Below are 21,325 nucleotides of genomic sequence, written 5' to 3'. Positions count from 1 at the left end.
CACTTTTTTTGTGGAATTAACTCAGATTCCACAAGTTCCACATATTTTATTTCATTCTTAATTATTTATAGTTCACTGTTTTTTAGGTTTATATGGGTGATCAGGGTTGTTTGGTCATAGTTGGTACAGTTTTGCTATATACTTAAATGAGTTTGAAAGTAACAAACTCAGATTTTAAGATAACCGATAAACAAATACAGGAATGAAAAATCTAATAATGACAGTGGCAGCAGCAGCAACCTTACTTTTTGCAAGTGATAAAGTAAATGCTCAAGACACTAAAAATAGAGATATAGCGATGAACCAAACCGAAGTTCAGGCTCCGGTAAATGATGGTTTTGAAAAAATTGAAATTTCAAATTTACCTAAGATAGTAACCGATGCGGTAGCGGTTGATAAAGCCGGAGCATCAGTTAGTGAAGCTTTCTTAAATGAAGAATTGAAAGTATATAAACTAACTCTAGAGATCAAAGGTCAAGAACCCGAGATGGCCTACATAAATGAAGTAGGTAGATGGGTTGAAATCAAATAATGAACAAATTTCCAAATTAATAATCAATATAAATTTTTGCACGTAGTGCACTTTAAATAAAACAATTATGAAAAATCTAGTAATGACAGTAGCAGCCGCAGCAACAATGATTTTTGCAGCTCAAAATATGACCGCACAAGAAACAGCTGAAGATGTAGCAATGAATCAGACAGAAGCTCAAGCTCCAGTACAAGATGGTTTTGAAAAAATTGAAGCATCGGCACTTCCTGAAACAGTTACAACTGCTGTAACAGCAGATAAAGCAGGTTCAGAAGTAACAGAGGCATTCTTTAATGAAGAATTAGGAGTGTACAAATTAATGTTACAAGCTGAAGGTACAGAAGCTGAAACAGCATACATTAATGCAGAAGGTAAATGGGTTACTGTTAAGTAATCAATAATTAAATAAGTTTTTATAAATCATAACACTAAAGTGTTACTCTAAAATATCAAATTATGAAAAATTTAGTAATGACCGTAGCAGCCGCAACAACAATGCTTTTTGCAGCTCAAAATATGACAGCTCAAGAAACTACACAAGATGTAGCAATGAATGAGACAGAAATACAAGCACCGGTACAAGATGGCTTTGAAAAAATTGAAGCAGCTGCACTACCTGAAACAGTTACAAATGCAGTAACAGCAGATAAAGCAGGTTCTGAAGTAACCGAAGCATTCTTTAATGAAGAATTAGGAGTGTATAAGCTGATGTTACAGGCAGAAGGCGCAGAAGCAGAAACAGCATATATCAATGCAGAAGGTAAATGGGTTACTGTTGAGTAATCAGTTTTTCAAAAAATAAATAATACGAATCACGACCATTAGGTCACTCAAAATATACAATTATGAAAAAGTTAGTAATGACAGTAGCAGCCGCAACAACAATGCTTTTTGCAGCTCAAAATATGACAGCTCAAGAAACTACACAAGATGTAGCAATGAATGAAACAGAGGTTCAAGCGCCAGTAGAAGGATTTGAGCAGATTGAAGTTTCAGAATTACCTATAACAGTAACTGATGCAATTGAAGCAGATAAAGCAGGATCTGAAGTAACAGAAGCCTGGGTTGATGCAGAGAAAAAAACGTTCAAACTTATTTTAGTTGCTGAAGGTGCAGAAGCAGAGACTGCTTACATCAATGTAGCTGGTGAGTGGGTTGAACCAAAAGAGTAGTTTAATTCCCTTGAATTTTTAAGTTATAGAATGGTTAAAAATTCAGAAAAAACCCCGACGTTAGTCGGGGTTTTTTGTTTTTATTACTATCAAGTTTTTAAAAATATAAGAGATTAAAATGCGTTATTTATTTTATGATTTATTTGACCTCAGTCACAACTTGGGTTTAGTACTTTTAAACTTATAAAATAAAAACAGTTGACTAGTATTCTAATTATTGAAGATGATGTGGCATTTTGTAAAATGCTGGAGACTTTTTTGAGCAGGCGTAATTTTAAAGTTACCAGTGCTTTTACTGCAGAAGAAGCCCGAAAGATTTTAGATACAAATACCATAAACCTTGTATTAACTGATGTACGTTTACCAGATGATGATGGTCTTAGTATTTTAAAGCACGTTATTCAAATTAATCAGGATATGCCAGTAATTCTTATGACGGGCTATGCAGAAGTGAATAAGGCAGTGCAGGCGATGAAAGAAGGTGCTTTTGACTACATTTCAAAACCGGTACGCCCAGATGAATTACTAACGATTATCGAAAAAGCACTTCAGAAAAAAAACACGACTAAAACAATACAGAATGTTACAGAGGTTAAGCGGGACGTTGCTGACACACCTAAACCCAGCAGTAAAACCAAATCTCAGTTTATAAAAGGTATAAGTGAAGCTTCTGCAAAACTTAATCAATATGTAGATTTAGTTGCACCTACTACAATGTCTGTTTTGGTTATAGGCGATAGTGGTACGGGTAAAGAATACGTTGCAAAAAATATTCACGACAGAAGTAAAAGAAAGGAGAATCCGTTTATCGCTGTAGATTGTGGTGCTATCCCTAAAGAGCTTGCAAGCAGTGAGTTTTTTGGCCATAAAAAAGGATCATTTACAGGAGCCTTAACAGATAAAATAGGTCACTTTGAAGCTGCAAATGGTGGCACACTCTTTTTAGATGAAATAGGAAACCTCTCCTACGAGCTGCAAGTTCAATTACTAAGAGCTTTGCAGGAACGCAAAGTAAAACCGGTAGGTGCAAACACTGAAATTCCTGTAGATATAAGGGTTGTAGCTGCTACAAATGAGGATCTTGCTGAAGCCGTTAAAAAAGGTGATTTTAGAGAAGATTTATATCACAGACTTAATGAATTTTCAATTAAAGTACCGCGGTTGAGTAAACGTAAAGAAGACTTACGATTGTTTGTAAGCGCATTTTTAGAACGTGCAAATCTGGAGCTAGAGAAAGATGTTGAGGGATTTAGTGAGCAGGCGATGCAAGCTTTAGAGCGTTATGACTGGCCTGGAAACCTACGAGAACTTCAAAATATAGTAAAACGTTCTGTTTTATTAACCCAGCATACAGCTATACCTTTAGATTTATTGCCTCAGGAAATTACAAACTTTAATGAAGATGAGTCAAAACAAGACTTTAGTTTGTTTAAAAATGCAAATGAGCAAGAACTTATATTAGATGCTCTTGAGGAAGCAAATGGCAATAAGAGTAAAGCCGCACGTATTCTTAATGTAGACCGTAAAACACTTTACAACAAATTAAAACACTACGATATTAAACTTTGAAATGAAGGCGTAAATCTTTAAGTAATTCATTGGTGTCTTTTTCTACAATATGAATAAGTGATTTCAACACTTTTTTAGATATTGTTTTTCCGTCAGGATTCTCTAGCTTTTCTAATATTTTAACTATTGATGTAGCTTCTAACTGGCGCATCATAGGTAGCATTTTATGAGCGATTTCTTTAAGTTGCTCCGGGCTTTCTGCGTGTGTATTGAGTAAAATAAGATTTTCTTCGGCAGTTTCTATAAATACTAAAATTATAGATTTCAATGACTCAGGGTCATCATCTGCAAAGGCGTTAAGTGCATTCAGATTGTATGACTGATCTGTGCGTTCAACAATCTTTTGAGGTGGTTTAACCGTAAAATTCAGATTATTTATAATTGCTATTAGGTGATCTGGTTTATAAGGTTTTTTAAGATTACCTGTAAAACCTAACTTTTTATAATCGTCATCTTCTAATTTTCCGTTCCCGGAAAGTGCTATAACCGGAGTCTCTTTTAAACGTATATCCTGCCTAATTTTTTTGATAAGTTCAATACCATCGAGAATGGGCATTTGTATATCGGTTAGAATAAGATCGTAGGTGTTGTGTTCTAATTGGTTTAATGCTTCTTTACCGTTTGTTGCGACAGTAATGGTGTATGGGTGTTTTTTGAGCGTTTCCTGAGCAAGTTTGATTTGCATAGGTTCATCATCTACTAGTAAGATGTTTTTCGGGGTGATAGTGTCAAGACCTTCAACTACAACCGGGGCGCTTTCAATAGTCTGGCTAGCTTCTTCTACAGGAATATTAAGTATAAATGTACTTCCTTTACCAAGTTCGCTTTCTAGTTTCAGTTTCCCTTTTAATAAATCTGCAAGTTTTTGAGAGATGGAAAGTCCCAGGCCAAAACCGCCATACTTCTGCGCAATATGATCTTCCGCTTGCGAAAACTCTTTAAATATAATTTTCTGTTTATGTTTTGCGATACCTATACCCGTGTCTTTGACAGCAATGATCAAATTTGTCTTTTCTAAAACTAATGAAATAGTAATGCTGCCCGAGTCTGTAAACTTATAGGCATTAGTAATTAGGTTTGAGACAATTTGTTTTATACGGAAAGGATCACTTAAAAACAGACGATCTAATTCTAGAGGTACGTCAAGTTTGAGATTTACATCTGGTTTCCCAACAGCCGGGATTGCCACAGCTATAATGTCTTCAATTAGACTTTTAGGATTAAATGGAATCTTTTCTATCTTAATTTTGCCGGCTTCTAATTTTGAGAAATCAAGAAGATCATTAACCAGCTGAAGCATGTATTCTCCAGACTTTTCGATGGTGTGTAAATAACGGTTTTGCGTGGCATCCACGCTGGTTTTTTGCAGTAAATCTGTAAATCCTATTACGGTATTTAAGGGCGACCGCATATCGTGTGTGATGGTCGCCATTAGCTGTTCTCTGCTTTTTAATAATGATTTAGCTATTTTGTTACTTTTTTGTAATTCGGTGCTGTATTGTTGGCTTCGTGATGCGTCTTTAAAAATCATAATCACAAAACCCAGAGCTAGAACGATGCTTATTAAACCTATAATTTTTAGGGTTTTTGAAATCTCATCAATTCGCGAATTCAGAAGGTCTTCGCGCTGTTTTGCAGATAGCATACCTTCCTGTTCAAACGAACTTAAAAGGGTTCTAATTTTTAGGTTAATCTCACGATCGTTTTTAAGTAAATTATTCTCTTTACTAATAATATCAATCTCAAGCTGTTTTTTTCGGTCTTCAATTTTTGCTAGTGTTTCCCGCACGGTCTTAGCCATTGATGTTAGATTCTGATCGGGGTCTGCATTATCTTTTCGCAGATACTCAAGATAATCTACAATCACTTTCTTAGTATATGCGTCTACAGAATCAAGTCTGGGATCGTTAGAATAATCTTCAAAATAGATGTCTTCCTTCGTTAATTCGGCAAGAGCCTCATCATAATAATTACGGGAGTATTGCTCCCTGCGCAACTGTACCATTGCGCTTATGTTTGTGGTTTTTGTATTTAAAAGTATTTTAATGCTATCCAGTTGTTGGGTAAGCATTCTGGTTGTGGTTAATGCGCGTAAGGAGTCGAGTTGAGGTGAAATGCTATCTACTATCACCCGGTATTGTTTAAATTGATCTTGAGAGCCCGTAGCCATTGCAGTACGGCCTATGGTCTCTGCCTCATATAAATAACTTAGAGCATTACTGGTGTAGGTAAGCTTTTTGTTTGTAGTGGCAGACTCTTTCTCTGGGTAAATAAATGTTTTGATTTGTGGGTAAATAAACCAGACACCTACAATAATTAAAAGGGCGATTAAGAAGTAGCCTGCAAGTACTTTAAGGGTAATAGATCGCTTTGTATTTTTCATAAGAAGGTATTCGGTTTAAAATTAATCTTATGCGAAACAAAAGCCCTTAATTTTTTTATAAAAGCAGATCTATTGTACTACATTTGCCGCTTAATCTCAAAGGGGTGCTTAAACTTTCTATTTAGAAACGCAAGCTGAGATCACACCCAATGAACCTGGGCAGGTAATGCTGCCAAGGGAAACGTTTAAAAGTATAGATGTATTCAACATTGCTTTTTAAACAACATTGCTTTTTTTATTTAATAATTTCACAGAATAATCGCCCCTTTTATTCGTAATAATTTTACGAATGAAAAATCTATTATTTGTGTGTGTCGCTTCAATAACAACCTGGGGAACACTCGCGCAGCAAAAACTATCAGACACTACTAGCGTAAATACGCTAAATGAAGTTTTAGTGAAATCTGTACGCGTAAATGCAGACTCCCCTATTACCTTTAGTAATCTTTCTAAAGAAGAAATCAACCAGCGTAATCTGGGTCAGGATTTACCCATTTTACTTAATTTTTTACCCAGTGTTGTAACCACATCAGATGCAGGTGCGGGAGTGGGTTACACGGGTTTCCGCGTTCGCGGAACAGGAAATCAAGGAATTAATGTTACCATAAATGGTATCCCATATAACGATTCTGAAAGTCTTACAACCTTTTTTGTAAACCTTCAGGATTTTAGCAGTTCTGTACAAAGTTTACAATTGCAACGTGGTGTAGGTACTTCTACAAATGGAGCAGGAGCTTTTGGCGCGAGTTTAAATATTCTTACTGAAGCAATAGACAACAAAGCATACGCAGAAGTTAGCGCTTCGGGCGGTTCATTTAATACTCGTAGAGCTAATGTAAAATTTGGTACGGGCCTTATTCAGGATCATTTTAGCTTTTCGGGAAGATTATCAACTATTAAATCAGACGGATACGTTGACCGTGCCAGCTCAGACTTAAAATCTTATTATTTACAGGGAGGCTATCGCGATGAAAATACTTTGATTAAAGTTATAGGTTTTGGAGGTGCTGAGGTTACTTATCAATCATGGAATGGTATAGATGCCGAAACACTGGCAACGGACAGAACTTTTAACCCTATAGGCTTTCAATACGATGATGCCGGAAACCTGCAAGGTTTTTATGACAATCAAGTTGATAATTATAAGCAAGACCATTTACAAATTTTATGGAATCAAAAATACGGCGGCGGCTGGTCTACTAACCTAAGTTTAAACTACACAATGGGCCGTGGCTTTTTTGAAGAATATGTGGACTCGTGGTATTACGCAAATGTCAATTTTAGTGATGATGCTACTTTTGACTTTATAGGCTGGGAGCCTTATGAAGTTGAGGGTTCTTTACAAACCGATACCGATTTAGTACGTCGTCGCTGGTTAGATAATCGTTATTATGTAGCTAATTTAACTACTAATTATTCAGACGAAAACATCGATTTTGATGCCGGGGTTTTTGGTAGTATATACAGCGGTGATCACTATGGTGAAATCACGTGGGCTCGGTATTTTTCACAAACTGAAGAGCCGGGATATCGTTATTATTTTGGAACAGCAGATAAGAACGAGTTTACCACATTTGCTAAGGCTACGTGGCGAATAGACGATACCTGGAGTGTGTTTGGAGATTTACAAGGTCGTTTTGTAGGTTATGAAACAGCTGGTCTCAATGACGATCGGGAGGATTTTGTAATTGATAAAAATTATTCATTTTTTAATCCTAAGGCGGGCTTAACTGTTACTCTTGATGCCTCAAATAAGGTTTATGCATCTTATGCGCGGGCAAACCGGGAACCTAATCGTACCGATTTTGAAAACGGAAATCCAGTAGCAGAAAGCCTCAATGATTTTGAATTAGGCTATCGCTTTACTCAGGAGCGAGCTCGCATTTATGCAAACCTGTATTATATGGATTATCGTGATCAGCTAGTATTAACAGGAGCGATTGATGATGTGGGCGCTCCTATACGTCAAAATAGTGGGTCAAGTTATCGACTGGGATTAGAGGTAGAGGCTGCTGTAGAGCTTGTACCCGGTATTCTAGCGGTATCTCCTAACATTGCCTTAAGCACTAATAAAAACAGAGATTTTGTTTTTGAGAGAGATGGAGTTTTACAAAATTTAGGCAATACAAATATTTCTTATTCACCAAAAGTTATAGCAGGAAATCGTTTAGATGTTTTTCCTTTAAAAAGTCTGAGATTGTCATTACTTTCTAAATATGTAGGTGAGCAATACCTTGGTAATATAGACGCAAAAAGTTCTAAGCTAGACGCCTATTTTATAAATGATTTTAATGTGCAGTATGATCTGGAGGAAATAGGTTTTGCAAAATCTATAACGCTAACCGCTTTAGTGAATAACATATTTGATAAAAAGTATGTTTCAAATGGTTATTTCTTTACTTATGATGATGACTTTACAAACCCGGGAACCATAACTACAGTTGAAGGGACGGGATATTATCCACAAGCAGGAATTAATTTTTTAATAGGAGCAACGATTAGGTTTTAGGGGACTCATAGCGTTGCTTTACAGCCGGCATCTGCCGGCTGTTTTTATTTTAATTAGAAACATTAATCCCACTTCCGCTTTGCGAAACCCGGTATTCTATAAGTGTGTAAGGTAGTTGTTTGCCAAGATCCTGGCCGGTATAAAGTGTATAGGTGTTTTCTTCACAAGAACATCTAGCTTCAACTCCATTTAAAACCATCGTAGAACATTCATTAGGTACGTGATTAGGATCTGTGGCTTCCCATGCGCGTACTCCTGCACCGGTATTAATTACAAAAATGCCTCGTACACCCGCATTAGCAACAAACACCGCATTGCCAGGAAACTGCAAAACGCTGTATTCTGGTAAATTTGTGTTTAAACTTATAGTAAATGATATGGGATTTATATTGGGGTTATTAGTACGATTATCATCTGTGCTACAGGAGAGAAAAGCAACGGAAAGAATTAAAATAGCTGAGATTTTATTGAACATTTTTGATAAAAGATGAATTGTCAATTTATAAGATTTTAAAAGTAAGAATTAATAAATTCGTATATTAGCAACAGATAATCCCGTTTTTGATGGGATTTTTTGTGTTTATAGCACTGCGCATATATTACGCTGTAAACAGCGAATTAATAAAACGAAGATACGCAGATTACATTGTATTTAATAAATGAAGTTATGAGTAAGGTAGCATACTATACAGAAGAAGGATTAAAGAAATTAAGAGACGAACTTAATCAATTGAAAGATGTAGAGCGTCCTAAATCCTCACAGGCGATTGCAGAAGCGAGAGATAAAGGTGATTTAAGTGAGAATGCAGAATATGACGCAGCTAAAGAAGCACAGGGAATGCTTGAAATGCGTATATCTAAAATGGAAGAAATCGTAGCAAATGCACGTATTATAGATGAATCTCAATTAGACACTTCAAAAGCATTAGTACATTCTACAGTTACTATTAAAAATCAGGTAAACGGAATGGAAATGAAATATAAGTTAGTAGCTCAAAGCGAAGCCGACTTAAAAACCGGGAAAATTTCGGTTGATTCTCCTATTGGTAAAGGTTTATTAGGTAAAAAAGTAGGGGATGTTGCAGAAATTAGCGTTCCTAACGGGACTATGAAGTTTGACGTAATTGATATTACAAGAGACTAACACCTTTATTAATAAAGTTTTATAGCTGAGTTCATAACAAGGAATCCTTTTATGAACTCAGCTTTTTTATTTTAATTTCTCCAGATAAAATCTCCTTTGTCAACAGACCAGTCATTGCCAAAGAAACCACTGGCTTTAACACCTTCAATTCCTTTTGTAAGCATCGTATTGTCAAATATTAAAACGTCTGGAAAGGTGGTTCCGTTTTCAAGATAATCATTGGCATATGCTGCTTTCATCCCTACAATACCTGTAGCTGTTACTACGCCAATACTTGCAGTATCGCTATCTGTTCTAGGATAAATAAATAGTGCACCCCAGGAATCACCAATAAGCGATTTTGAACCCATCTCAATTTTATTTGTTGAAACCTGAATGGGGCTGTCTTTCAAAAGTTTGTTCCAGGCTGTATTATTGCTTTTGTTTCCGTAGATAATAATGTTCTGATCAAGATAATTACTTGCTTTAAAATCACGATCTTTTACAAGTTCTACAGAACCATTTGCACGGTACCAGAATTTTTCAGCATCAAATTTAGCCCGGTTATAATACCATTCATTCTCCTCATTAGAACCGTTAGAGGCATAAACAAAAACCATATTATTTCTAAAGGCATCTTTAAATCCGCCATTTCGGTGAGGTCCTTTTTCACTCACTTGAGGAGCATTGATACGAGCCCATGTTCCTAAATTATTTTCTAAATAGATTGTTTCTTTAGAGGGAAAAGTTAATTGCTGATTATCGATAGCTAATGTATCATTTGTTATTGCTGCATTCTGTAAATCTATGCGCAGTACGGCTGTGTTTATTGTTGTGATATTTAGTTTGCCGTCTTCTTTTTTCAATTTAAATGAACTTATTTCAAAGGGTTTTTTCTGCTGAAGAATACTAACATAATGAGAACCGGCAGAAACTCCGGGAGAACCCGTTGAAAACTCAATCTCATCAATATCTTCTGAAGCCTTTATTTTTCGGGCTTTAAAGAAATCAAAAAGCAAGGGATAATCTACACTCTCGTCACCATACCAGTGTGTTCCGTCAGGATATTCATAATACGAGAAGTCTTTATGAAAAGAGCCTAGCTGCGCACGCATATCGCGGGCTATTGATGTAGGAACTACATTGTCTTTTTCTCCGTGTAAAATATAAACCCCATAATGCAGATAATTGCGTTTTAATTTTAGTGTACGGCTAGGATTGCCTGCTCTACGAATGATACTGTCTAAGTGGGCATCTATATCATTATTAAATGTTAGTGTCGCTTTTTTCAAAAAGTCATCTTTAGTTATACCAAAACGGTCAAAACTTTCTGCCGGCATTTCTTTCATACGTTCTATAGAATTGTTGCGGTATAGTAGAAGATCAGGATAACCCGCACAAGGAGCAATAGCAGCAAAGCGATCTGGATAGGTCGCGCCAAGATACCACGTGCCGTGACCGCCCATAGAATGACCGGTTAAATAGGTATGTTGTTTATCTGTATTAAGCAATTTTTCTGCTACATCAAGAACTTCTAAGGCATCGAGTCTACCCCAGTCTTCCCAGGCAAAACCATAAGGTCTGCGGTTAGTAGGTGCCACAAGATGTCCCCAGTCTTTCTGCTTATAAGCATTGGCTTGATTCACCGCTTCTACAGAAGCCCCATGAACAGAGAAAAACAAGGCCTGATTATCTGTATCTTTAGTAAGAGAAGGTGCTAAACTGTAATATTGAACACTGCCATCTACCTGACTTATAAACGTGTTTTTATGATGTTTATACTTTGATTTTACAGCAAGTTCTAACGTTTCTGTACTTAGTGTTTTTCCAGATTTGTCTATTAATGTAATCACAGCATTTACAGTCTCCTGTTGTGCTACATTTTTAGGGATTGCCATTTTAAATGGGACTTTTCTAACGATGAGCGGTGAGATATTAGGAACCTGAGAGCTAATCTCAGCATCCCCTATTTTTACGTGAATCTTTCCATTTTTAAACCAGTCATCTGTTGTGTTCGTTACCCTAATTGCACCATATACCGGTTTAGACTCTTCAATTAAAAGGTCTGGAAGTGTTAGATCTCTTTTAGTAAATTGAATAGGTTGATCTGCCTTTAAGAGTCTGGCACGCATTGTAGCAAAGCGCCCGCCAGAAAGCACAAATTCATTTTTGCCTTTATTGAGTTTTACAGGTATTAAATTCCATCCAAAATCATAGTGATCACCCTCATGAGGTAAGCCATTAATTAAAACATTAGTATGTCCTGATGCTTCAAAAAGTACAGTTTGCTCGGTTTCTGAATTATATTCTAGATATAAATACCCAGAGCGCAAACCGCGATCAGCAAATTCATTTTTCTCTTGTGTTTTTAGGGGTTCCCACTCAAGAGTTTTACCAGAAAAAGCATCAATTATTTTGATTTCTTCAATTGATGTATTTACCTTTTTGTTGAGTATTTGTGCAAAAACAGGATCATTTGAAACGGCATCATTATTAAACGTAAATCCTTGTTTTTTTAAAATTAATCCTTCAGTAAATAAATGCAGGATCTCACCTTCGTTGACGTCCTCTACTTTTTCTTTACCAAAATATTGAACGATATTACCTTGTTGATTCTGGGCAAATGACAAAGAAGTTACCGCGAGTAAACTGAATAAAAGCCAGCTAAATTTCATTATCTATGTATTTAAATTAAAAACGGGTCACTGTTAAATGACCCGTTAGAATTAGTATTTAGAACCTATTGTTTAGGTCCTGCACCATAATTAGGGTTTTGTTTATCAAACCACAAACGCTCTGTGTTTAAGACTTGCGGGTCATTAGATCCCGTTGTAAAGCCTTGTTCCATATATGCGTTGTTGTAGTTGTTGTAATTACTGTTGTCTTCAGTAGGAGTTCTCACAGTAAAACGGCGCGGTACTGTTGCAGAAGAGCCGCCGGTTAAGAATGGGTCTCTGGGCAGAATTGTACTTGCAGTTTTAGGAATTCCAGATCTTCTTACAGTTGTCCATAAATCACCGGGCATTGCTGCAAAATTTATGTATTGCTGTATGTACACTTTTTCTAAACCGTCTGTACTTAAATCATATGCAGGCTGAAGTAATAAGTTAGCGATCTCTTCATCTCTTAATTTTGTTGCGCCAGCTTCAGCTAGTGCTGCATCCATATAAACAGGGTCTTCATCATAGTATGGAAAGCCATTGTTTTCAGCAAGCATATCTAATACACGTGCCGAAAGCTCAACGCCGCGGTTTAAATAGTCCTGTGCGTCTCCCGGAATGTTTGCTCCCAGAAGTTTAAATTCTGCCAGATATAAATTAGTCTCAGCAGATGATCCTAAAATCACTTTTAAAGGAGGAAAGTTATCGTTGCGTTGCAACACACGACCATTTGGTTTAGTAGGGTAGGTAAAGCCATATCCTGTACGAGTAATACGCTCTGCAAAATTTGAAGTAGATGTATAGGTTTTTTCAGCTCCGTTAAGATTAACTCTATTGTTAATTCCTTGATTAAAATAAACATCATTTGCACCTATAAAAGCAGCATCTGGAGATAACGGTACTCCAAAATAGCGTACCCAGGGCTCACCCGGTCCAGACCATCCCTCAAAATTGCCGGCTGCATCTAATACCACATACTGCTCAACATAAGGAGGTAGATCCTGTCCTGCATCAATAAATGCCTGTATTACCTCACCGTTAAATGAGTTTTTATCAAAAAGCACTTTAACTCTAGGGTCTTTATTAGCCACCATAAAATCTATAAGCTCTATAGATCCTGCACCTGCACCCATAGGATTACCGGTACCTCTGTAATTAATATCACGTTGATAGATAAAATCATCACTCAAATCATCCATATAACCTGCAGGAGAGTTTGCTACCTCTTCTGCTATAGCTAATGCTTTTGCACGATCTGTATTGATCATACGTGCTGCAATTTTTAATTTAAGCAGATTGCAAAATTTTGCCCATTTTGCATAATCTCCGCCATAAATCACGTCATTGTCACCTATTTCAAATTGATTAGAAGCACTTAAATCTTCAATAGCCATATCTAATTCTTCAAGCCATATTGTATATAATTCTTCTTGTGTATCAAATTCAGGATTAAATAGTGGAGGCGAAGTATAGGGAGCTAAACCGGCTTGTGTGTAAATCATAGAGCCATAAAGGTCTGAATACAGCATAGACGGAAAGATTTGAACCGGGTAAGTCATTGCTTTTAACGCTCTTCTTGCTTCTTGCTCTTCCTCGCTTAATGCCTCTATTTGAGCTCTAATATCTCTGGTATTAGGTATCACCTCGCGGTATATATACAAGCGGTCTGCAACAGGTCCCATTTCAAAAATAGCTTCAGAATTTGCACCACTTCCGGTAGCAGTTGCTACTTGTGACCACGGGTACGCATAATCAAAATTATCATAGAACCAGATGAGGTAATCGTCGCCATACATCTGTTCTTCCGCTTTAGTCATCGAGAATCGCAAATCAGGATCTGATAATGCCGATGGGTCGCTATTTAATTCAGCAAAACTGTCTTTATCGCACGCAGAGACAAATACCAGTAGTAGAATTAAAAATATGTTTATCGTTTTTTTCATTTTTTCTTTCTGTTAAATTAAAAATCTAGAGAAATCGTCATGGTGTAACTTGCTGTATACGGAGTAAATGAGCGCTCTCTAAACGAATCTGCACTTCCTGTACCTCTAAAACTTTCTGGGTTAATATTGTTAGGTAAAGAATTATATATGTAGCCTAAGTTTCGTGCATTAACACCTATATAAAGATTGCGTGCATTTAACTTGTCGCTTATACTTTTTGGCAGGTTATATCCTAAAGAAATATTTCTTATAGCGATATATTTTACCTCTTTAAACCAGTTATCGTTAACAACTCCCTGACCCCATGAGTTTGTGAAATAATTATAGAAACTGGCATGAGTGGGTTCTACTAATCCCTGGTCGTAAGCTTCCTGATACGTCATGCCTCCTACATTAACGCTCTCACCACTAGGAGCGGTAATCATTTGACCTTCTTGAAAAATTCCTTCTGGAATAATACCATCAGAATAGGTGCGTCCTTCAATATCTGAATATTGAGAAGTCCAGCTAACTCCACCATTTGCTTCATCTCTACCTCTTAGAGAAGAATCAAGATATCCATATGCAGTACCATATCTGCTTGAATATGATGCGATGTGGCCACCATATCTAGCATCTAATAATACAGAAAGAGATACACCTTTATAGGTGAATTCATTGCTTAATGAACCTTCAAAATCTGGCTGAACTTTACCTACCTTTTCTACTGTCCCACTGCGTTGATAATAAGCGCCACGTCTAGAATCACTGTAGGTAAGTAGTTTCATTCCGTTACGCGGATCGTCTATAGGATTACCGGCGTCATCTACAGATTGCCAGGTCTTTATAGCACTATCAGACATTAACACACCATATTCGCCATCTTCAAAGGCAACAGAGCCTATTCTAAAGTTCCCATAGCTGATATCGCCGCCTAATGTTTTAAAACCTCCGAAGGCATCATCAAGATCTTTAACTTTTGTGGTATTATTCCAGTAATTGAAAGTTGCATTCCATTCAAAATTCTGAGTTTTTACAGGAGAACCATAAAGACTTAATTCAACCCCATAATTACTTAAGGTACCAATGTTAGTTAAGTATTGAGTGTAACCTGCCTCAGCATTTACCGGAACATTACCAATTTGGTTTTTAATAGTCTCATTGTAATATGCAAAATCAACACCTAGACGATTGTTTAAAAAACGGGCATCAAGGCCAAATTCATAGGAGTTTTTACGTTCTGGAATAAGTTCTCGGTTAACAAGGGTTTTTGATATTGAATTATTATAAACAAAGTTGCCGTCATTCATTTCATATCTGCCAATAGCGTATCCGGGATTTATTACATACGGGTCTGTGTCGCTACCTACCTGCGCCCAGGAAGCTCTTAATTTTCCAAAAGTTACCCAGTCTGGCGTTTTAAAAGTTTCGCTTAAAAGCCAGGAACTAGATACAGAAGGGTAGAAGTATGAGTTTGTGCCGGTTCCGTTAGTGTAAACCAGAGCAGAAGACCAGTCATTTCTACCGGTAATGTCTAAGAACAATTGATCTTTATAGCCAAAACTAGATAAGAAATAAAGCGAGTTTATTTGTTTGGTGCCAAAGATACCTGCATCAGAAATAAGATTTCTTCTTGAGTTGTCCATAAAAAATCTACCCGGTACAATTAAACCACCATCTGTTCTTACATTACTATATGATTTTTCCTGATCAAATATTTCTGCACCTATTAAGAGTGTTGAAGAAATATCTTCGCTTATGTCTTTATGAATATCAAGAGTTATTTTTCCGTTACGAGTTAAATCTCTGGAGTGATTTAAAACATACTGCCCGCCTTCATTTGCATAGCCACTACCTAAAGCTTTAGACTCATACTTTGTGGTATAGTCATTTGCACTAGCCTGTGCAGTTATAGTTAACCAGTCTGTTGCCTTAGCAGAAAGAGTAATCACAGGGCGTGAAACAGTCTCTTTGCTTCTGTCGTCTATGGTATTGTAGTTAAACCACAATCCGCTGTTAGGAGCAAAGGCAAACTCATCATTAAACTGTGCGTTAGGTACACCTCCGTGTGGTGCCTGCCAAAAACGGCGTTGTGAATATTTTTCAGTATTATAAATGCGCTCAAAGCCTCCTTCAAAAAAGTTTTGCGATATGGCATCTAGGGCGTTTTGTGCATTAGATTGGGTGAAAGACATAGATCCGCTGGCCTTTAGCCAAGGGGTTAAATTGTAAGTAGCTCTAAATAAAATTGCGTTTCTTTCAAAACTGTTACTTGGTAGCGTACCTGTTCTTTTATTGTAAGAATCAGACAGATAAAAGCTACCCTTATCGTTGGCACCACTTACTGAAAATGATGTGTTTGTATTAATGCCTGTCTCATAGGCATTCTTCATATTATCTTTTTGAGCAGCATAGGGAATTAAATTTCCATCATAATCTTCAATTAGCGAACCGTCAAAACGTGGCCCATAACTTAAGCCGCCGCCCGCGTGGCCTATTAAAGTAGCCTGGCCTTCGTTGTTATAATAGAATTGCCCTGTATCAAAGCGATAAAAATTATTGTTTTCATCCCTGTTACCGTAGCCAATATAACCAGCAAGTGTACCGGGACCAAATTGATTTTGTAAATCTGGAGTGTCAAAAACGTAATCTATACCTATTGATTGCTTTACAGAAACGCCAATCCCGCGAGAACCAGAACCATCTTTAGTCTCGATTAATACCACGCCATTAATACCACGTGAACCATATAGTGCCGTTGCTGCAGCGCCTTTAAGCACCGAAACAGATTTGTAATCATCTGGGTTAAGATTTTTTAAGATATTACCATAGTCATTGGCACTTGCAGCCCAATCTGCAGAGTTGTCTTTAGATTCGGTATTTTCAAGTATTACCCCGTCAATAACGAATATAGGTTGATTGTTTGTAGAGTTTAATGAAGAAACACCCCGAATCTGAATTTTTGAATTACCAAATAATCCACCGTCTGAAGCGCCAATACTAACCCCAGCAACCTTACCTTGTAAGGCAAGAACGGGATTAACCGTGTTTGTTTTTGCCAGTTCTTCACCGCTTACTTCGGTCATAGCGTATCCCAGCTTTTTAACTTCACGTTTAATACCAAGAGCCGTAATCACAACCTCATTTAGTGCTTCTGTGCTTACCACAAAATTTACATTGATTTCATTTTTTCCTGCAATACCAACTTCCTGAGTAGTGAAGCCTATCATAGAAAATACAAGTGTTGCATCTGAAGAAACTTCAATAGTATAATTACCATCAAAATCAGATACGGTTCCGTTACCTGTTCCTTTTTCTGATATGGTAACACCCGGTATGGGCATTCCGTTTTCAGAATCTAAAATTGTTCCTGACACCTGTTGTTGCTGTGCGCAAACACTCTGTACACACAGAAAAAACAACGGCAGTACTAAATACAGTAGCTTTTGTTTCATAAATGTTTTATTTAATAGATCTAATTGTTAGTTACATCTAAGTAGCAGAAAAGGTTAAAAAAAACATAATGAAATAGACAGACGTCACCTGTGAATCGACAGACGACAGTTTTTAAATCATTTGATTTTTAAAATATTAAAATCAATTGGTGTTTTAATCGGATATTTATGCAGCTTTTAATGAAAAACACTTTTAATAAAGCAATGAAACCGATAAATCCTGAGAATATGCTATTCTGTTGGGGGGTACTTTAAACTATGTTAAAAATAAAGTGAATTTTTAAATTTATTAATCACTTTATTTTGCCAAATGTACTGTTTGAAGAACATAAATTAGGAAGAAAAATACATTCTCGTTACCTTCGAAAAAAATAAGGAAATCACTATGGCATCAATTTTCACAAAAATTATAAATCGCGAAATCCCAGGTCATATTGTTGCAGAAGACGACAAGCATATTGCAATTTTAGACGTTAATCCTAACGCAAAGGGGCATACGCTTTGTATTCCTAAAAAGGAAGTGAACAAATTATTTGATCTTTCTGAAGTAGAATATATAGCGCTTATGTCTTTTAGCCGAAAAGTCGCAATTTCTCTCGAAAAGGTAGTAGATTGTAAACGAATAGGAGTTTCTGTTATAGGTCTTGAAGTGCCACATGTACATGTACATTTGATCCCCTTAACAACAATGGAAGATGCACGGTTTATTTCAAAAAAATCACTTACTGAGGCTGAATTTAAAGAATTAGCATCTCAAATCAACGCAGCGTTGTAAGATATTTTATATGAAGTCATTTATTGAGGTTGTTGTAAGGTATAAATAGCAAATGCAACACCCGCAATAGCTATGGTAATACCTACAAAAATACCCACTGCTAAAGGTTTAAAGCGGGTGTAAACGTCAGGATTGCCTATACGTTTTAAATTGTACAGGTAAACGCGGTCAATCTCGTCAGTCCATAGTGCAGGGTAGATGATGGTTTCGCAATGACTGCAAGTAAGTTCTCCTTTAATTTCTTTTGTGGCCTTACTCATTAACTTAGTCTCCACTACTTTATTAGAGAAACTGAAAACGAGACCGTCCTGGGCAAAACATTTAGGACAATTGTTACGTATTTTGGATTCACCAAATTTAACGTACGTAGTAGCCATAATTCATCTATTGATTGATGCTGCTAAATTAAATTATTTACCAAGATCTACCAGATTTATTTGGGCATATTGTAGAAGCATAATTGTTTTAGCATCTTTTATAGCGCCAGTTTTCATAAGGTTTATCGCTTCTTCAAATTGGTATTCAAGCACTTCAATATTTTCTGTTTCATCTGCAGCACCGCCACCTTCAGACACTTTTTGTTTCTTAGAATATTCTGCAATAAAGAAGTGTAGGATTTCTGTAACAGAGCCGGGCGACATATACGATTCAAATATTTTTGTAGCCTTGTCTACTTTGTAGCCTGTTTCTTCTTCAATCTCTTTTAAAATCGCCGTAGTAGGGTCGTTTTCATCAAGTAATCCAGCACAGGCTTCAATCATCATCCCATCATTATTTTTATTCAAATAAGTAGGCATTCTAAACTGACGGGTAAGAATTATAGTTTTTTGTAGGTTATTGTAGAGTAGCACAACGGCACCATTACCCCTATCGTAGGCTTCACGAGATTGTTTTTCCCACTCGTTATCTTTATTGAGGTATTCAAAATCTACTTTATTTAGCGTGTACCAGTTGTCAGACAACACGGTGACGTTCATATTTCTTACATTTTCATTCATTAATCTACCAGTTTTAAGGCAATTTGAAATGTTGTTCCTTTATTTATTTCGCTATGCAAAACGCGTACCTGCCCATCGTGATATTCTTCTATAATACGTTTTGTAAGTGATAAGCCCAATCCCCAGCCTCTTTTCTTAGTAGTGTAACCGGGTTCAAAAATAGTTGAGAAATTCATTTTTGGGATTCCTTTACCGGTATCTTTAATTAAAATTTTAGCGTAGCGGGTATCTCGCTTTAAGGTAAGCTTCAAGGCTCCCTTGCCTTTCATGGCGTCAATTGCATTTTTAACGAGGTTTTCTATACTCCACGCAAAAAGTTCTTTGTTGAGCATTACATAAAGTTCTCCCTGAGGTACGTCTATTTCAAAATCTATAAGTTTAGAGCTGCGTTTTGAAAGGTATTCAAAGGCATCCTGTGTTTCTAGAATTATATTTTTACGCTCTAGTTTTGGGATACTACCTATTTTAGAAAATCTGCCGGTTATGGTCTCAAGCCTGGTGATATCTTTATTGATTTCTACCAGGTATTCCGGATTTACATTTTCACTTTTTAAAATTTCTGTCCACCCCACTAGTGAAGACAGTGGTGTGCCTATCTGGTGTGCTGTTTCTTTTGCCATACCGGCCCAAACGAGATTTTGCTCAGAAGCTTTTGAGGTGGCGTAGAAGAAATAAATTACGGCAATAAACAGGATGACAATTATTACTAAAACAATAGGAAAGTATTTAAGCTGATTAATAACAGGAGAATGCCCGTAGTACGCATATTGTAAATCGCCGCCGGTGATATCAATACGTATGGGTTCATTCTCAGTAGCCATTTCCATTAAAAGCTCTTGTGATCTTACGGCGTCTTTTAGTACTGCTTCCGGAATATTTATACTGTTTACAATACTGTCCTGGTCATCTGTGATTATAATTGGGATGTATTGATTTTTAGAATTTATTTTCTGGCTTAATGCATAGTATTGATTAATGTCTTCAGTATTAAAAGCTTCCATAGAAGAGGCCCAGATTTGCATGCGATCGCGTTCTGACTGTTTGAGCTGGTCAAAAAATAAAGAAACATTCCAGAGAATGAGGGCTGTGATTACTACAGCGGCAAAGATTATAAACCAGCGAGAGAACCGTTGATCTGGGTTAAAGTTCATAAAGTTCTTGTCTTTAATCTAAAAAAAAGCTTTTTGATATATATCTGTGCAAATCTTAGTTTTTTTTCTTGATTATGATCTGTAAATAATAAAGAGACTTATCTAAATATAAAATATTTCTTAGAGAATTATTGTAATCAAAACGGTTTTAAGTGTAATACCGTATGCCTACCTTTGCAAAATGAACAAAGAATTTGTTACCATTGATCCTGCAAATACAGATAATGCCAGCGTTTATGGTATTTTGTCTGGTTCTGTTGGCCCACGGCCTATAGCATTTGCGAGTACATTAGATGCAGACGGTAGGCCTAATCTCGCGCCCTATAGCTTTTTTAATGTGTTTAGTTCTAACCCGCCAGTTGTGGTTTTTTCGCCAGTACGCCGGGGTAGAGATAATACGACTAAGCATACCTTAGATAACATTATAGCTACGGGAGAAGTGGTTATAAATAGCGTTAATTATGCGATGGTTCAACAAATGTCACTTACAAGTACAGATTATGATGCTGGTGTAGATGAGTTTGTAAAAGGAGGATTTACAAAAGAAGCGTCAGAAATGGTGAAGCCTTTTAGAGTGAAAGAATCACCTGTGCAATTTGAATGTAAAGTAAAAGATGTTGTTGCGTTAGGAAATGAAGGTGGAGCTGGTAATCTTGTAATTTGCGAAATTGTAAAAATACATTTGCAGAAAGCGATATTAAATGATGATCATACCATTAATGAGCATAAACTAGATTTAGTTGCCCGTATGGGAGCTAACTGGTATACACGCGCCATAGAAGGAATGTTTGAAGTACCAAAACCTTTGCGTAATTTAGGCATAGGCGTAGATCAAATTCCTGAAAAATTTAGGTATAGTAGTGTGCTTACGGGTAATGATTTAGGTAAATTAGGAAACGTAGAGCGTGTACCTTCAGCAGAAGAGATCACAGCTTTTTTAGATAATAATGAAGATTTAAAACTTCTGATAACCAATAAAGAAAATCAAGAACTGCATTTAAAAGTGCGCGACTTGATTAATCAAGACAATACAGGTGATGCCTGGAAATTAATTTTAGCCTAATACAAAAGGCACG

17 protein-coding genes are annotated in these 21,325 nt (G+C 36.6%); 9 read left to right on the top strand and 8 right to left on the bottom strand.

The window, feature by feature from the left end; genetic code table 11:
• Positions 1–202 precede the first annotated feature (202 nt).
• From ACIGAM_RS01870 to ACIGAM_RS01850, 5 genes are all read left to right on the top strand, one after another.
• A complete protein-coding gene (locus tag ACIGAM_RS01870; RefSeq protein WP_396509766.1) occupies positions 203–532 on the top strand; it encodes a hypothetical protein in 330 nt (109 codons plus the stop codon).
• 67 nt (positions 533–599) lie between these two features.
• Entirely contained in the window at positions 600–926 is a 327-nt protein-coding gene (locus ACIGAM_RS01865) for a hypothetical protein (RefSeq protein WP_396509765.1), read from the top strand.
• 62 nt (positions 927–988) lie between these two features.
• Complete coding sequence (locus ACIGAM_RS01860) at positions 989–1,315, top strand: hypothetical protein (RefSeq protein WP_396509764.1); 327 nt, start codon at positions 989–991, stop codon at positions 1,313–1,315.
• A gap of 62 nt (positions 1,316–1,377) precedes the next feature.
• Positions 1,378–1,704, top strand: a complete 327-nt coding sequence (locus ACIGAM_RS01855) for a hypothetical protein (protein ID WP_396509763.1) — start codon at positions 1,378–1,380, stop codon at positions 1,702–1,704.
• 198 nt (positions 1,705–1,902) lie between these two features.
• Entirely contained in the window at positions 1,903–3,273 is a 1,371-nt protein-coding gene (locus ACIGAM_RS01850; protein ID WP_396509762.1) for a sigma-54-dependent transcriptional regulator, read from the top strand.
• On the opposite strand, the gene ACIGAM_RS01845 is transcribed toward ACIGAM_RS01850, so the two are convergent.
• Positions 3,263–5,656 carry an ATP-binding protein gene (locus tag ACIGAM_RS01845; RefSeq protein WP_396509761.1) on the bottom strand — a complete coding sequence of 798 codons (2,394 nt, stop codon included), beginning with the start codon at positions 5,654–5,656 and terminating at the stop codon, positions 3,263–3,265. The two genes, ACIGAM_RS01850 and ACIGAM_RS01845, sit on opposite strands and share 11 nt — an antisense overlap.
• A 289-nt stretch (positions 5,657–5,945) precedes the next feature.
• On the opposite strand from ACIGAM_RS01845, the gene ACIGAM_RS01840 reads away from it, so the two are divergent.
• Positions 5,946–8,165, top strand: coding sequence for a TonB-dependent receptor (locus tag ACIGAM_RS01840; protein WP_396509760.1), 2,220 nt, complete (start codon positions 5,946–5,948; stop codon positions 8,163–8,165).
• Positions 8,166–8,214: 49 nt separating this feature from the next.
• Here the strand turns inward: ACIGAM_RS01840 and ACIGAM_RS01835 are convergent, their stop codons facing one another.
• Positions 8,215–8,640: a hypothetical protein gene (locus ACIGAM_RS01835; RefSeq protein WP_396509759.1), complete on the bottom strand. Its 426-nt coding sequence runs from the start codon at positions 8,638–8,640 to the stop codon at positions 8,215–8,217.
• 192 nt (positions 8,641–8,832) lie between these two features.
• Here ACIGAM_RS01835 and greA point away from each other — a divergent pair, with 192 nt between their 5' ends.
• On the top strand, positions 8,833–9,309 hold the full coding sequence (gene greA, locus ACIGAM_RS01830; protein WP_396509758.1) for a transcription elongation factor GreA: 477 nt from the start codon (positions 8,833–8,835) through the stop codon (positions 9,307–9,309).
• A 71-nt stretch (positions 9,310–9,380) separates the two neighbouring features.
• On the opposite strand, the gene ACIGAM_RS01825 is transcribed toward greA, so the two are convergent.
• The 3 genes from ACIGAM_RS01825 to ACIGAM_RS01815 form a co-directional block, all read right to left on the bottom strand.
• Positions 9,381–11,963 carry an alpha/beta hydrolase-fold protein gene (locus ACIGAM_RS01825; protein WP_396509757.1) on the bottom strand — a complete coding sequence of 861 codons (2,583 nt, stop codon included), beginning with the start codon at positions 11,961–11,963 and terminating at the stop codon, positions 9,381–9,383.
• A gap of 65 nt (positions 11,964–12,028) precedes the next feature.
• Positions 12,029–13,891, bottom strand: coding sequence for a SusD/RagB family nutrient-binding outer membrane lipoprotein (locus ACIGAM_RS01820; protein WP_396509756.1), 1,863 nt, complete (start codon positions 13,889–13,891; stop codon positions 12,029–12,031).
• Between the two features lie 17 nt (positions 13,892–13,908).
• A complete protein-coding gene (locus ACIGAM_RS01815; RefSeq protein WP_396509755.1) occupies positions 13,909–17,325 on the bottom strand; it encodes a SusC/RagA family TonB-linked outer membrane protein in 3,417 nt (1,138 codons plus the stop codon).
• Between the two features lie 385 nt (positions 17,326–17,710).
• Here ACIGAM_RS01815 and ACIGAM_RS01810 point away from each other — a divergent pair, with 385 nt between their 5' ends.
• Positions 17,711–18,100, top strand: a complete 390-nt coding sequence (locus tag ACIGAM_RS01810) for an HIT family protein (protein ID WP_396509754.1) — start codon at positions 17,711–17,713, stop codon at positions 18,098–18,100.
• A 20-nt stretch (positions 18,101–18,120) separates the two neighbouring features.
• On the opposite strand, the gene ACIGAM_RS01805 is transcribed toward ACIGAM_RS01810, so the two are convergent.
• From ACIGAM_RS01805 to ACIGAM_RS01795, 3 genes are read right to left on the bottom strand one after another with little or no spacing between them, the layout of a single operon-like run.
• The gene (locus ACIGAM_RS01805) at positions 18,121–18,477 is read right to left on the bottom strand and encodes a hypothetical protein (protein ID WP_396509753.1); all 357 of its coding nucleotides are present in this window, start codon (positions 18,475–18,477) and stop codon (positions 18,121–18,123) included.
• Positions 18,478–18,510: 33 nt separating this feature from the next.
• Complete coding sequence (locus ACIGAM_RS01800) at positions 18,511–19,098, bottom strand: NUDIX domain-containing protein (RefSeq protein ID WP_396509752.1); 588 nt, start codon at positions 19,096–19,098, stop codon at positions 18,511–18,513.
• Positions 19,098–20,249 carry a sensor histidine kinase gene (locus ACIGAM_RS01795; RefSeq protein WP_396509751.1) on the bottom strand — a complete coding sequence of 384 codons (1,152 nt, stop codon included), beginning with the start codon at positions 20,247–20,249 and terminating at the stop codon, positions 19,098–19,100. Before ACIGAM_RS01795 ends, ACIGAM_RS01800 begins: the two co-directional genes overlap by 1 nt.
• 181 nt (positions 20,250–20,430) lie before the next feature.
• Between ACIGAM_RS01795 and ACIGAM_RS01790 the strand changes: the two genes are divergently transcribed.
• On the top strand, positions 20,431–21,312 hold the full coding sequence (locus ACIGAM_RS01790) for a flavin reductase family protein (protein ID WP_396509750.1): 882 nt from the start codon (positions 20,431–20,433) through the stop codon (positions 21,310–21,312).
• Positions 21,313–21,325: the final 13 nt, after the last annotated feature.

The organism is Leeuwenhoekiella sp. NPDC079379, from assembly GCF_044542075.1.
Classification (GTDB): Bacteria; Bacteroidota; Bacteroidia; order Flavobacteriales; family Flavobacteriaceae; genus Leeuwenhoekiella.
The sequence above is the reverse complement of the archived record's forward strand: the minus strand, read 5'-3'. Positions and strand labels throughout refer to the sequence as shown.

Excerpts from the sequence above, each read along its gene's own strand:
- ACIGAM_RS01870 (WP_396509766.1), top strand. The coding sequence starts at position 203 with ATGAAAAATCTAATAATGACAGTGGCAGCAGCAGCAACCTTACTTTTT.
- ACIGAM_RS01865 (WP_396509765.1), top strand. The coding sequence starts at position 600 with ATGAAAAATCTAGTAATGACAGTAGCAGCCGCAGCAACAATGATTTTT.
- ACIGAM_RS01860 (WP_396509764.1), top strand. The coding sequence starts at position 989 with ATGAAAAATTTAGTAATGACCGTAGCAGCCGCAACAACAATGCTTTTT.
- ACIGAM_RS01855 (WP_396509763.1), top strand. The coding sequence starts at position 1,378 with ATGAAAAAGTTAGTAATGACAGTAGCAGCCGCAACAACAATGCTTTTT.
- ACIGAM_RS01845 (WP_396509761.1), bottom strand. The coding sequence starts at position 5,656 with ATGAAAAATACAAAGCGATCTATTACCCTTAAAGTACTTGCAGGCTAC.
- ACIGAM_RS01840 (WP_396509760.1), top strand. The coding sequence starts at position 5,946 with ATGAAAAATCTATTATTTGTGTGTGTCGCTTCAATAACAACCTGGGGA.
- ACIGAM_RS01835 (WP_396509759.1), bottom strand. The coding sequence starts at position 8,640 with ATGTTCAATAAAATCTCAGCTATTTTAATTCTTTCCGTTGCTTTTCTC.
- greA (WP_396509758.1), top strand. The coding sequence starts at position 8,833 with ATGAGTAAGGTAGCATACTATACAGAAGAAGGATTAAAGAAATTAAGA.
- ACIGAM_RS01825 (WP_396509757.1), bottom strand. The coding sequence starts at position 11,963 with ATGAAATTTAGCTGGCTTTTATTCAGTTTACTCGCGGTAACTTCTTTG.
- ACIGAM_RS01820 (WP_396509756.1), bottom strand. The coding sequence starts at position 13,891 with ATGAAAAAAACGATAAACATATTTTTAATTCTACTACTGGTATTTGTC.
- ACIGAM_RS01815 (WP_396509755.1), bottom strand. The coding sequence starts at position 17,325 with ATGAAACAAAAGCTACTGTATTTAGTACTGCCGTTGTTTTTTCTGTGT.
- ACIGAM_RS01810 (WP_396509754.1), top strand. The coding sequence starts at position 17,711 with ATGGCATCAATTTTCACAAAAATTATAAATCGCGAAATCCCAGGTCAT.
- ACIGAM_RS01805 (WP_396509753.1), bottom strand. The coding sequence starts at position 18,477 with ATGGCTACTACGTACGTTAAATTTGGTGAATCCAAAATACGTAACAAT.
- ACIGAM_RS01800 (WP_396509752.1), bottom strand. The coding sequence starts at position 19,098 with ATGAATGAAAATGTAAGAAATATGAACGTCACCGTGTTGTCTGACAAC.
- ACIGAM_RS01795 (WP_396509751.1), bottom strand. The coding sequence starts at position 20,249 with ATGAACTTTAACCCAGATCAACGGTTCTCTCGCTGGTTTATAATCTTT.
- ACIGAM_RS01790 (WP_396509750.1), top strand. The coding sequence starts at position 20,431 with ATGAACAAAGAATTTGTTACCATTGATCCTGCAAATACAGATAATGCC.